The sequence below is a fragment of the Thalassotalea fonticola genome, assembly GCF_032911225.1.
In the GTDB taxonomy this organism is placed as follows: domain Bacteria; phylum Pseudomonadota; class Gammaproteobacteria; order Enterobacterales; family Alteromonadaceae; genus Thalassotalea_A; species Thalassotalea_A fonticola.
Map to the genome: position 1 here is coordinate 3,656,740 of NZ_CP136600.1, position 12,580 is coordinate 3,669,319.

Consider the following 12,580-nt stretch of genomic DNA (forward strand, 5'->3'; position numbering starts at 1 on the left):
TTAAAAGTGAGCAGATACTTAATCAACTCAGTATTAGATTCAGCCCTTGGTTAAAGATCTTTTGTTAGTGAGTAGTTGCTCTGCCAGAGCAAGGGCATTTAAATCCCAGTCAAATTTTGCCGCATGTATACTGATTTCATTGCTTGACCACGTTTTGTTTAATGCTGTTTCAATACCTAAGGTTAATGCTTCTACATTTTTTGGGGCAACTAAAACGCCCACCTTACTATTGACTACTTCGGGTATTCCCCCAACGGTTGTAGAAACAACCGGTGTGCCGCAAGCAATTGATTCTAATATGATATTTGGTACCCCTTCAGCGTAACTCGGTAATATGACCAGTTTGGCAGGGCGAATAAGGTTGGCAATGTTTTTATGTGCGACAGAGCCTAAGAAATCAACCGCAGTGTTCAAGCCGGCTTGCGCAATTTCCTTTTGCATCACCGGTAGCATTGGCCCGGTTCCTGCAACTTTCAATGTTAGGTTTGGATGTTTGGCACGCAAAGTCACGAACGCTGATATTAATTCGGTAACCCCTTTGTTGGCTTTTAGGTTACCCACATAAAGCAAATAATTTTGACGGTTTATTTGTTGATCGGCATAGAATATTTCTTTATCAACGCCATTGTAAATCAAATGAACCTTGTCTTTTTTGACCCCCAGAGACACTAACCTTTTTTTCAATGCCTCGCTCACAGCAATAACACCTTGCGCTTGATTACATGCCCAGACGACTTGTTTCGCACGCAGTGGATACTGGCAAGAGTCATTGATATCGCTGCCATGAACTTTAATGAAAAAACCTTTGCGGAGTAATTTGGCTAAACATGAGGTAACCACGCCTTCCGGATATGCCCAACTTGCTAACAAGACTTCGTGCTTGCTTCGTTTAATCCAACGCCATGAATTAATTAATAAAGACAGCAACATAAACACACTATATAAACCAGGAAACATTTTCGGTGTATAAAAATACCATGGATACCGAATATCAATGCCACATTCAGACACTTTAGGCCGTCTTTGTGTTTTATTTGCGCGCAACCACTCTGGCCATGCCACTGGCACTAAAATTGACAATTTACAATGCTTCGATAAATGGTCGAATTGTTGCTTATTAAATGTTGCCTTGTTTGGCTGCCAATCAGATGGGTAAAGGTTTGAAATAACTAATACTTTTTTCATTGTTCTAATTCTGAAATGGTAACCCTGTGCTTTCCGCTTTTCGATAAGGCGATACTCTCGACCAAATGAAAATTAACCTTAAAACTGTCACTCAACAGAAGCTTAACCTGCTGCTCTATTTGTGTTAGCTCATCACCAATGAAATGCTTATTGACCTGATAGTAAAGATCGATTGAAGCAAGCATTTTTTGTTTAACCTGAAAGCGTTCAATTCCTTTGAAGTCTTTAATTAAGTGTGGAAAAAATTCACCAGGTAATACGCCACCTTCGACATTACGAATGATATCCAGTTTTCGCCCTGATATATTTTCCATTATTGGCAAAGGGTTGCCACAACTACAAACACGGTTCGACAAACAAGCTTGATCGCCATTCATATAGCGTATTAATGGCATACCGTAATTATGTAGATCCGTAATTAAAATATCACCAGGTTCATCGTAAATTTGTTGTAATTGTTCATCTACGGTTTCAACGACTAATTGATCAATATTAATGTGCAATCCTTGCTGCTTTGCACATTCAGCGGCGATTAACATAAATTCACGACAGCCATATGTATTTATGACTTTGCACTTAAATGCCAACTCAATTTCTTGTCTTTGGTATTCAAGTAACGCCTCGGCGCCGGTGAGTATAATTTGTGGGGGAAAGACGGTTATTTTTTGACTATTAATAAATTTTGCTAAAGCATACAAGGGAGCAACGTAACTCACTATCGCTTGTGGTTGATATGCGTTAATCTCTTCAATATAATCACAAAAAGTATGTTGGTTTAATAAAAATGAATTGGCAATTTTGCGATTGTGAAAACGATGGTACGACCAATCTTTAACGCGCTTGAGCCAATTCAGCTTTCCAAGTTCGACTCCCCAAAGGTACCAAGTCTTTCGACCAAGACCAGCCTGTAACCAACCATAGCCTCGCCACATAATAGCTTGCCGAGTCTCATCACTATATTTATCTAATTCAAAATGAAATGGTCGACCGGTTGAGCCTCCGGTAGATTTTTTTATGTTAGTTTCCCGTTTTGTGCTAGGAATAAGCTCATCATAATGCTCGCTTACCAACTGTTTGGTGAGCACTGGTAACTGTTGCAAATCATCAATAGAATTTACATCCTGAGGATTAAACCCTAATTGCTGCCATTGTTTTTGATAATAAGGAACTTGCTGCTGACAAAAGCTTAACAATTTTTTTAACTGGGCTAATTGAAAGAATTTGAGATGTTGTAGATCACCATTAAGGCGCTGCTGTGCGGCTTTTAGCAGTGTAGTAGTATTTCTACCATGCAACTTTTCATAGACTGGAAATAAGCAAGATTTAAATAATTTCTCATATACATTCATAAAAAATTTCAATTTTTTGATTTCGTAAAAACTATTAATCACTATAGTCAACATTTATGAGTTGTCATAAATTAATCCAAGTTTTACTAATTATTTATCTTGTTAACTACAATTTTTTAGATAGTGATATATAGTTAAATTTAATATTATTTATTATCGCGCAGCTATATTGTGGAATGTATTTTTGCTTTATGCACATAGCAAGGAAATAGGGAGAGGACCTTTAAAAAATGACATTTTTAATTAGCTTGTTAGTTATTTTTATCTTCATTTTTATTTTTATCATAAAGGCTAAAAATATAGATTTATGGTTAGGCCATTATTTACTGCGCAAGTTAACCACTAAGAAATACTCTGGAACTAAGCACATCATGTTTTGTGTTGTCGATCATTTTGAACCACAGTGGGGTGACAATATATCTATAGGACAAGAACGAGCAAGGGTTGATCGTTGGTTAAATGATTACCCGAAAGTGGCAAAGAAATTCAAAGATGCAGACGGTTGCCATCCAAAGCATTGCTTTTATTATCCCGAGGAAGAGTATCGACAAGAACACCTGGATAAAATTGCCAACATCTGTGCGCAAGATCTGGGAGAAATAGAAATTCATTTACATCATGATAATGACAACAGTGAAAATTTAACAAAAACCCTGAGCAACTTTACCCAGATATTACATGAAAACCATGGCGCATTTACCCGGCACCCAGTAACCGGACTTTTACAATATTCATTCGTCCACGGCAATTGGTGCTTAAATAATTCAAATCCTGACGGTACAATGTGCGGAGTTAATGATGAACTGATTATTCTTAGAGACACTGGTTGCTATGCCGATCTCACCTTTCCATCGGCGCCTAGCCCTACCCAACCAGCCTTTGCCAATGAAATATATTACGCTTCCGATAAGCCTGGAATGCCTAATTCTCATAATAAGGGGAAACCGGTAACCTGTAGTAAGCCAGCCTCAGGCGATTTAATGATAATAACCGGTCCATTAGGATTAAATTTCAAACAAAGAAAAAAAGGAGTTTTCCCAAAAATAGAAAATGCTGATATACGTAAAAATTTGCCAGTAACGTTGAATCGAATAAAACTCTGGGTTGAAACCGCCATTTCAGTAGCAGGGCGGCCGGAATGGATCTTTATCAAAGTACATACCCATGGTGCGCAAGAAGAGTCGATGGATACTCTTTTAGGCACACCATTTGAGCAAATGTGTCATGACCTAGACACGCATTACAACGATGGCAAAAACTATGTTTTACATTATGTCTCAGCGCGTGAAATGTACAACATAATAAAAGCAGCTGAAACGAATAAAAAAGGAAATCCAAATCAATATAGAGACTTTTTGATTGCTAAACCCAACTATAAGAATGCATCTGAAAATGTTCGAGTAGCTTGCTCATGATGAGTTATTATCAAAGGATTTTACAATTATCTGTGGTAGAAAAACTGTGTTGGCATTTTAAACCACATGGTTTGTACGTTTTTAATTATCACCGAATTGGTGATGAAAATGATACCGCCTTTGATCCTCACCTATTTAGTTGTACACAAGAGCATTTTAAAGAACAGTTAGAATTTTATAAAAACAATTTTGAAGTTATTAATATTGAAACATTAAATTCTTTAATACATAGCAACAAAAAAATTAACAAGCGACTCGCATTAATTACCTTTGATGACGGCTATCTTGATAATTATTTACATGCTTATCCTTTATTAAAAGCAGCCAATCTTCCAGCTTGTTTTTTTATAGCGACTGATTTTATTGACCAACAAAAAGTCCCTTGGTGGGATGAAATTGCCTGGTTATTAAAAAATAATGAATTACATCAAGAGTTTATTAAAAAATGGCAATTACCAAATGGTTTTCAAACATTAGACTCTCGTGAACAGATATATTTGCTTTTGAAAAAAGTAAAAAGTGACACAAAAACAACTATGGAAGAAAAACTTATCCAAATAAGAATGGACTTAAATATTGATGAACGGCAGGTAATGCCTAAAGAACAATTGTTCATGGACTGGGATATGGTGCGAGAGGTTTCAGCAAATGGTATTACTATAGGTTCACATACTTGCTCGCACCGAATACTTTCCCACTTAGAGGAGCAAGAGCAAACATTTGAAATTTTACAATCCAAACAGAAACTTGAGACGCAATTGAACGGCCAGCCAGTGCGTAGTTTTGCTTACCCTGTTGGTGGGGAAACATCCTACAACAAAAGCTCGACTAAGTGCCTTGAAGAATTTGAATATCAAATGGCTTTCACTTTTTTACCTGGGATAAACACGCGACTGAACAAGAATAGATTTACGTTAAAACGATTCGCAATATCAGATAATTGCAATGTTGAAACACTGAAATCTTCCCTTTGTTTACATTTCATCAAGGAAACACTATCTGCCTCTACCGAATAAGACCACTTCGGCAGTTTGAATTAGTATTAGTAAGTCCATCATGAAGCTGCGATGTTTAATATAGTAAAGGTCATATTTGAGCTTTTCCATTGCATCCTCTTCAGTTGCGCCATAAGCATATTTAAGCTGTGCCCAACCGGTGAGCCCTGATTTAACGGTATGTCTTGCAGAGTAATAAGGAATATTAACTTTTAACCTGTCTACAAATTCGGGCCGCTCTGGTCTTGGCCCAACAAACCCCATATCGGCGGTTAATATATTATAAATTTGTGGTAATTCATCGAGCCTATACTTACGAATAAATCGACCAACTTTAGTCACTCTCGTATCATTCTCTTCTGCCCATTTTGCACCATCACATTCGGCATCTAAAGTCATAGAGCGAAATTTAACGATTTTAAACACTTTGCCATTAAAGCCGATTCTTTCTTGCCAATAGAGGATGGGAGCATCAATACCATCCTCTATTTTAATGGCGAAGGCGGCTAACAGCATAAAGGGCCAAGTGAGAATGAATAAGACAATGGCCAAACCGCTATTAAATAACCTGTCAAAGGTGGCTCTTAAATCATTACTGGAAGTAAATCCTTGGGAATAAATGACCCAGCTTGGATAAATTAAATTTACGGCAATTTGGCCCGTTTCATTTTCAATAAAATCAAGGATTTCGGTAACTGAAACCCCCCGAATTTTACAGGCGAATAACTCATCAATTGGAAGAGTTCCCCGTCGTTCATCGGTAGCAACGACTATTTCATGAATTTGATTCTGTAAAACAAATTGGACGAGACTGGTGGACAATATTACGATATGTTCCTCTGCGATTTCTTTATTTATATCCCCCCCCATAGGTACAAAACCAATCAAATTGTAGCCTTGTCGATCAACTTCTCTGCGCATGCGAGTTTCAATAACTAAAGCCCTTTGGCCAGAACCTAGAACCAATATATTACGCTTGGCGAAGCCTAACACATTAAACTTAAACAGCAATAAACGAAATATTGCCGTAGAGATAAAACTGATAAAACAAGCAGTTAGGACAAAGTCAGTGTGCAGATAAGGATTGCCAGTAAGTTGTCCAAAAATAGTCAATAATATATAACTTATTGCGCTAGCTATGAGCAAGCGCCTTAAAATCCCCCATAACTTTTCCCGAATTTTAGACTTATAAAGACCTAATCCTAAAAAGCTAAGTTGCATAATAAAAACAAATAAAACGGTACTGGTAATTATCTCTATTGTTAAAGTTTCGGAAAATGAGTCAACATTCGAAAGGAAAAATGCAATGAAAAATAAACCTATATCACCGAGTAAAAGTAGCCTTAGCATGAGGTTGGAATAATTCACGTTATTGTTATGCAAAATTTACTACCTTGTAAAAATTAGATTATCGGAAACAATTAATCATTGGACTAAGATTTAATAATAGACCAAGCAAATAAAATAGAAGCTTTTTTGAGTGAAATTTATGCAATTTTTTATCTATCGACTAATCTCAAAGCTAGTAACAATATTTAAATTAACAATAAGGCTTTTAGTTATGACGAAAGTTTTTTTGCTCTTAAAGTCTGTGATAGCGGCTATTTTTTTGCTAAATTTATTAGCAAGTTGTAGTAGCGTGGGCAGGACATTGCCGACTGCAACTGTCTATCCTGCACAAACTGATACCGCCACGGCTTATAATTATTTAATTGGCCCCGGTGATACCCTCAATATCTTTGTTTGGCGAAACCCCGAGGTATCGGGAAGTTTTATCGTACGGCCAGATGGAAAAATTACGACATCACTAGCGGAAGATATACCAGCCTCGGGAAAAACCCCGACCCAATTGGCCAGAATCATTGAAGAAAGATTATCTATTTACTTAAGAGAACCAATAGTTTCCATCACCATTGAAGATTTTGTCGGCCCGTACAGTGAGCAAATCAGAGTAATTGGCGAAGCCACAGAACCTAGTGCGGTGAGTTATGGTAAAAATATGACTTTACTTGATGTCATGATTGCCGTTGGAGGGCTAACTGACTTTGCCGATGGTAATGATGCTGTTTTAGTAAGGATTGAAAATGGTAAACAAAAGCAATATCAATTATTTATCGAAGATTTAATTAAATACGGTGATATTAAGGCAAATGTTGATCTACTTCCGGGCGATATTATCGTGATACCAGAAGCATGGTTTTAATGTAATTCAATACAATACAAATAAAGATATATAGATGCAATATCAACTAGAACAATTAAAGGAAATCTTACTTGGTGTTTGGAATAAAAAACATTATGTGATTATTTCTACTTGGTTAATTTGCCCGATTGGCTGGTTTGTGGTTGCCTCTTTACCGAGCCAATACGAAGCCTCCGCTCGTGTTTATGTTGACACTCAATCATTGCTTAGGCCATTAATGAAGGGGGTAATGGTTGAAACTGATCCCGATCTTCAGATCCAACTAATGATTAAAACCTTATTGAGTCGTTCGAATTTAGAGCGTATTGTTAAGATGACAGAAATGGATTCAATGGTGAAAAATAGTGATGAATTTGAATCTCTTATAGAGGATCTTAAAGATGATATTGTCATATACAGTTCCGGCCAAGAAAATATTTATACACTTTCTATTAAGGAAAAAACTCCGCAATTAGCGCAGAGTATTATCGAAGCCGCGTTAGCTGTTTTTATCGACAACACATTAAGTGAAACTCGCAGTGATACTGAGAGTGCGCAATTTTTTTTACAGCAACAAATTGAAGATTACGAGCAACGTCTCGCTGAAGCCGAAAGTCGTTTAGCCGAATTTAAACAAAAATATATCGGCATAATGCCCGGTAATTCCAAAAGTTTTTATTCATCACTTGAAAAAATCAAGCTTCTCCTTAAAGAGACCAATTTAGAGGTACTTGAAACTCAAACTCGATTGTCATCGGCGCAAGAGCAACTAAGTAAAGAATTTGGTGAGCAAGATAAAATTTCAGATAATGTGATGGAAGATGGCGCAATTATCACAACATACGACGAAAGTATTTTATCGTTGCAAGCCAATCTCGACAATCTTTTAATTGGTTATACTGAGCAGCACCCAGATGTAAGAGAAGTTAGACGTCGGTTAATTGAATTGAAAGCGCAGAGAAGAAAAGAAATTGAAAATTATTACACAAATAACAATGGCGAATCGAACAGTTTAAATGCAACTAGAAAAAATCCAGTATATCAAGCGATGAAAATTGATATAAACAAATTGGAAAATGAAATTGCCTCTTTACGAGTAAGGGCCCTAGATTATCAAAGAGAAGTTGATGAATTAAATTCCAAAATACATATATTGCCTAAAATTGAGGTCGAACTTGTTGCTTTGAACCGGGACTATGAAATCAACAAAACAAAATATGAAGAATTGCTATCAAGAAAAGCAACTGCTGCTCTGGCAAAAGAAGCCGATGCGACAGCGGAAAGAATTCAATTTAGAATAATAGATCCCCCGAGGGCACCGTTGAAACCCGTAGGTCCATATCGAATGGCTCTGTTTTTCGCCGTGTTAATTGCCGGTTTTAGTGCTGGCCCTAGTTTAGTGATTTTAATGTTGCAAATCAATCCTTTAGTTATGTCAGCACCGCAACTTAGCCGAATGGTAGGGCTACCGACATTTGGCATAATTACGGCGTCTGAAAAATTGCAACTGGCTAGTAACCTAAAACAGAAAAACCGTATATTTCATATTTCAAATTTACTCATACTACTTATGTTGATGGCTTTCATTAGCTACTTTTGGGCAGCAAATATTCTCCAACCGCAACAGTTAAGGAACTTTTAATAATGTCGACAATTGAGCGGGCTCTGGCCAAGAAGAAAGCGTCTAGAATACATGAAGTAGAGCTAGAATCGGCGCTCGAGAAAAACATTGAACAAAAAAATGAAGCTGAACAACCCGAAATTGCAAATCCGCAAATAAATACTCCAATCAGTAGCTTAGAGCAAACAAATTGTTTAGAAATAAATTTAGCGAAACTGGCCTATAATGACTATATTGTGCCAGAGACAATGGCAGACAATCGAGCTCTTCAAGAGCAGTTTAGACAAATAAAACGTAAGCTTCTTAATAATGCTTTTGGCGTAGTATCGAGAACATTGGATAATCCGAATTTAATCATGGTTACCAGTGCTAAAGCTGACGAAGGAAAAACCTATATTGCGATCAATTTAGCCTTAAGTATTGCCTTGGAACAAGATAAAAAAGTGTTATTAATTGATGCCGATGTATTAAAGCCTAGTGTTATTTATGAATTTGGCCGTAGCGGTAAATCGGGACTAATCGAATACTTGCTTGGCGAAAAGGAACAGGTTTCAGATATTATTTACCATACCAATATCGATAACTTAAAATTCATTCCTGCCGGCACGCCAAACTATCTGTCCAATGAATTATTGGCCAGTGAGCGTATGGCTACTTTAGCCAAAGAACTATCAACCAGGTATCCCGACCGGGTAGTTATATTCGATTCACCACCGCTGTTAGGGGTAACAGAAACCTCCGTATTAGCACGCCTAATGGGACAGGTGCTTATTGTGGCCGAAGAAAATAAAACGTCGGTAAATCAGGTAAATCAAGCGTGCTTGTTACTACCTGATGAACTAGCCAAAGGGCTAGTCATAAATAAGGCAATTAATTCACAAAAGGAATTGTATGGCTATTACGGATACGGTTATGGTAACAAACCGGAGAATTAAATTATCTGTAGTTTCTGTTCTAATGTTATCTACTTGTTCAACTTTCGCTGGTGATTTACAGGTGACCCCAAGGTTGAGTGTCGATGAAATTTATAGTGACAATATAGAGCTGCGACCGAGAGCAAGAAACGATAACTTTGTGACACTACTAACGCCAGGGTTAAACCTTCAATACCTAGCCGACGGGGCGAGCGTTGATCTGGATTATGCTATAACACAAACTTGGTATAGCGATAATCATGACTTAGAGGACACCTACAATACTCTTCTCGCTAATGGCAGTATCGATTTGCTGCCTAATGGACTATCACTTCAAGCTTCAGCATCTATAACTCATGTTAGTCGAAGTGATGCCCGTAGCTCTTTTGCAGATTTTGTATCCGCCAATACTGTTGAATATAGCAGCTACAAGGTTGGATTGGCTTACAATATTATTTCTTCAAGTTTTTCCGTCGACTCTGCTATTAATTTGGTTTTAGATGAGGCTGAAGATAATGTTGGTGAAAGAGATGGCTATAACGCGTCATTTGCCAGCGAAAGTGGTCATAATTCACGACTGTTATTTTGGGATGTAAATAGCAATTATTTTGATTATGAAGAAAGTAGCCGCGAGGGACGGTTTTATATGGCCGATATGAAAATTGGTTATATTACTAACTCAAAAATCAATCCATTTCTACGCTTTTATGACGAAGATTTCAGCGGCAATTTAGACGTGAGTGAAATTCAAGGCACATCTTCTATCGGAGCAGGCTTACGTTGGCGTGCTGCCGATCACCTAACTATCGATGTTTCTTACAATATTGTGGATGAAAAAAATGACTCACAAGGGGAAGCAGGCGATGAAACAGATGATTATTTCAGCGGTTCAATCGGGTGGAAACCGTCAGCGAGAACCGATTTGTTCGCTAAATACTATAAACGCTTTTTTGGCGATGCGTATCAACTGGCATATAGGCACAGAACAAAACGTTTGACCACAACAATTAGTTATAATGAAGTAATCGATGCATTTGATCGTGCTGAATATGTGCCGACAGACATTCAAGAGTTATGGTGCCTAACTGGAGAGTCGGTAGAATTAGACAATTGTCTGTTATCGCCCGATGAAAGTGTTGATTTGAGCCAGTATACTTTTGTCGATACCGTATCCCAATTAGAATTGCAAAAATCTAATGCTTTTAGTTTAATTAAAACATTTAGTTTTACTACAGAACTAAGTTTAAGTCGAACTACTTACCAATTAAATTTAAAGACAGACAAAAGAGAAAATCTCGAATTTGGAGATTACGACACTTATGATAGCGCGGGCTTTACAATCACTCGGCTTACCTCGAGAAGCTCGGAATTATCCTTTAAATTTAGCTATTATGAAAATAGCCTGAATGAAAACGATTTACTCTCCTCTGCTCAGAATGACTATTATCGTCGCTACAATATTGGATGGACCAAAACCTTAAATCGGACTCTCAATGTCACCTATTCTGTTCTACACCTTAATAAAAGCTCAAACCTTTCTGTTAATTATGAAGAAAACCGTGTTTACCTGCAGCTAGTAAAAGAGTTTTAATATGTACGAAGAATATTACGATATAAAAACTAAACCCTTTCAATTAACCCCCGATCCAAAGTTTTTCTTTGCTTCGAGTAAGCATAAACAGGCACTTGCCTATTTACAATATGGTTTAGAGCAAGGCGAAGGGTTTATCGTGATAACGGGTCCTGTAGGTACCGGTAAAACAACTCTGGCACTTAGCTTATTACAACAGATTAAAAACAGTAATATTAAAGCCATCCAAATCGTTACATGTCGATTATCGCCAGAAGATTTACTTGCTGTTATCGTCAAAGAATTTGGCCTGACTCCGTCTTCAAACAATAAATCAGAGTTGTTAAAATCAATTGAGCGGCACCTGATTTATTTAGCTGAGCAGGGCAAGCGTGCCTTATTGCTGGTGGATGAGGCACAAAATCTACCTACAGATACCGTTGAAGAGTTAAGAATGTTGTCCAATTTCCAAAAGAATGGCAAACCGTTATTGCAAAGCTTTTTACTCGGTCAAGAAGAATTAAGAACCATCATCCAAAGTCCAGAGATGGAACAATTTCGGCAACGAATAATTGCTTCTTGTCACCTCCAACCACTTTCAACTGATGAAGTTAGCAAATACATTAACCATCGATTGAATCTTGCAGAGATAAAAAATCCGAATCTATTTTCAGAAGACTGTTTTACCATAATTCAACAAAAAACCCTTGGGGTACCGAGAAAAATCAATTTACTCATGGATCGCACCTTACTTTATGGGTTTTTGAATAATGTAAAATTCTTTGAAGTAAACGATGTATTGGCCGTGATTGATGAGATGGCGGATGAACTGAGTGCTTCTATACACACTAGTCACTCTATGGAAGCCGCGGCCGTAACTAGAGGGTTAATAAATACTCAAGAGAATCAGCAAAATGTAAATTATGATAACGAGAATATAATGCAGTTATTAACAAAAATGGACGACTTTTTACAAGAAAACATTGAAAAAAAAATTAAAATGAATCGTTATTTGGACAAGTTGATTAAACAAAAAAATTTAATAGTCGCCAAGCCTAATGGCAGAGACGAGAATACGGAAACAAGGAATTAACAAGGATAGGTTGGACTATACTTCTTATACGAAGCTGACTAAATATCTGTTCATTTTTTTAATGGTTAAAACAAATAACTACGGCTTTATAAAATTGAAAAGAGGGATAACTACTTACTAAATTTCAGGCAGGGTAATTACCCGTTTTTCCTCATGAAAATAGGCCATATACTTAATAAAATTGGTATAAACTAGGTCAATTTTAGGGGCAGACAAAACGAGACTTTGTGCGCATAGATTCTTCGTACTTAATTAA

10 protein-coding genes are annotated in these 12,580 nt (G+C 37.1%); 7 read left to right on the top strand and 3 right to left on the bottom strand.

All coding sequences use genetic code 11. The annotated features are described in order from the left end of the window. Positions 1-39: 39 nt before the first annotated feature. Together RI844_RS14850 and RI844_RS14855 are read right to left on the bottom strand one after the other, a co-directional pair. Complete coding sequence (locus tag RI844_RS14850) at positions 40-1,185, bottom strand: glycosyltransferase (RefSeq protein ID WP_348395451.1); 1,146 nt, start codon at positions 1,183-1,185, stop codon at positions 40-42. Further along, positions 1,182-2,534, bottom strand: a complete 1,353-nt coding sequence (locus RI844_RS14855) for a phenylacetate--CoA ligase family protein (RefSeq protein ID WP_348395452.1) — start codon at positions 2,532-2,534, stop codon at positions 1,182-1,184. Before RI844_RS14855 ends, RI844_RS14850 begins: the two co-directional genes overlap by 4 nt. Positions 2,535-2,764: 230 nt before the next feature. Between RI844_RS14855 and RI844_RS14860 the strand changes: the two genes are divergently transcribed. After that, entirely contained in the window at positions 2,765-3,949 is a 1,185-nt protein-coding gene (locus tag RI844_RS14860; RefSeq protein WP_348395453.1) for a hypothetical protein, read from the top strand. Next, positions 3,946-4,965, top strand: a complete 1,020-nt coding sequence (locus tag RI844_RS14865) for a polysaccharide deacetylase family protein (protein WP_348395454.1) — start codon at positions 3,946-3,948, stop codon at positions 4,963-4,965. Before RI844_RS14860 ends, RI844_RS14865 begins: the two co-directional genes overlap by 4 nt. On the opposite strand, the gene RI844_RS14870 is transcribed toward RI844_RS14865, so the two are convergent. After that, the gene (locus RI844_RS14870; RefSeq protein WP_348398361.1) at positions 4,945-6,294 is read right to left on the bottom strand and encodes a TIGR03013 family XrtA/PEP-CTERM system glycosyltransferase; all 1,350 of its coding nucleotides are present in this window, start codon (positions 6,292-6,294) and stop codon (positions 4,945-4,947) included. The two genes, RI844_RS14865 and RI844_RS14870, sit on opposite strands and share 21 nt — an antisense overlap. Positions 6,295-6,505: 211 nt before the next feature. Between RI844_RS14870 and RI844_RS14875 the strand changes: the two genes are divergently transcribed. Genes RI844_RS14875 through RI844_RS14895 form a run of 5 tightly spaced genes read left to right on the top strand, consistent with a single transcriptional unit; the run spans position 6,506 to position 12,324 of the window. Next, entirely contained in the window at positions 6,506-7,147 is a 642-nt protein-coding gene (locus RI844_RS14875) for an XrtA/PEP-CTERM system exopolysaccharide export protein (RefSeq protein WP_348398362.1), read from the top strand. Between the two features lie 34 nt (positions 7,148-7,181). Further along, on the top strand, positions 7,182-8,768 hold the full coding sequence (locus RI844_RS14880) for an XrtA system polysaccharide chain length determinant (protein WP_348395455.1): 1,587 nt from the start codon (positions 7,182-7,184) through the stop codon (positions 8,766-8,768). Positions 8,769-8,770: 2 nt separating this feature from the next. Continuing rightward, positions 8,771-9,682, top strand: coding sequence for an XrtA-associated tyrosine autokinase (locus RI844_RS14885; protein WP_348395456.1), 912 nt, complete (start codon positions 8,771-8,773; stop codon positions 9,680-9,682). Next, the gene (locus RI844_RS14890; protein WP_348395457.1) at positions 9,639-11,252 is read left to right on the top strand and encodes a TIGR03016 family PEP-CTERM system-associated outer membrane protein; all 1,614 of its coding nucleotides are present in this window, start codon (positions 9,639-9,641) and stop codon (positions 11,250-11,252) included. The genes RI844_RS14885 and RI844_RS14890 overlap by 44 nt, the downstream gene beginning before the upstream one ends. Position 11,253: 1 nt before the next feature. After that, on the top strand, positions 11,254-12,324 hold the full coding sequence (locus RI844_RS14895) for an XrtA/PEP-CTERM system-associated ATPase (protein ID WP_348395458.1): 1,071 nt from the start codon (positions 11,254-11,256) through the stop codon (positions 12,322-12,324). Positions 12,325-12,580: the final 256 nt, after the last annotated feature.

Bases quoted from the DNA above. Each gene is read 5' to 3' on its own strand.
- RI844_RS14850 (WP_348395451.1), bottom strand. From the start codon at position 1,185: ATGAAAAAAGTATTAGTTATTTCAAACCTTTACCCATCTGATTGGCAG.
- RI844_RS14870 (WP_348398361.1), bottom strand. From the start codon at position 6,294: ATGCTAAGGCTACTTTTACTCGGTGATATAGGTTTATTTTTCATTGCA.
- RI844_RS14895 (WP_348395458.1), top strand. From the start codon at position 11,254: ATGTACGAAGAATATTACGATATAAAAACTAAACCCTTTCAATTAACC.
- RI844_RS14885 (WP_348395456.1), top strand. From the start codon at position 8,771: ATGTCGACAATTGAGCGGGCTCTGGCCAAGAAGAAAGCGTCTAGAATA.
- RI844_RS14855 (WP_348395452.1), bottom strand. From the start codon at position 2,534: ATGAATGTATATGAGAAATTATTTAAATCTTGCTTATTTCCAGTCTAT.
- RI844_RS14865 (WP_348395454.1), top strand. From the start codon at position 3,946: ATGATGAGTTATTATCAAAGGATTTTACAATTATCTGTGGTAGAAAAA.
- RI844_RS14875 (WP_348398362.1), top strand. From the start codon at position 6,506: ATGACGAAAGTTTTTTTGCTCTTAAAGTCTGTGATAGCGGCTATTTTT.
- RI844_RS14880 (WP_348395455.1), top strand. From the start codon at position 7,182: ATGCAATATCAACTAGAACAATTAAAGGAAATCTTACTTGGTGTTTGG.
- RI844_RS14890 (WP_348395457.1), top strand. From the start codon at position 9,639: ATGGCTATTACGGATACGGTTATGGTAACAAACCGGAGAATTAAATTA.
- RI844_RS14860 (WP_348395453.1), top strand. From the start codon at position 2,765: ATGACATTTTTAATTAGCTTGTTAGTTATTTTTATCTTCATTTTTATT.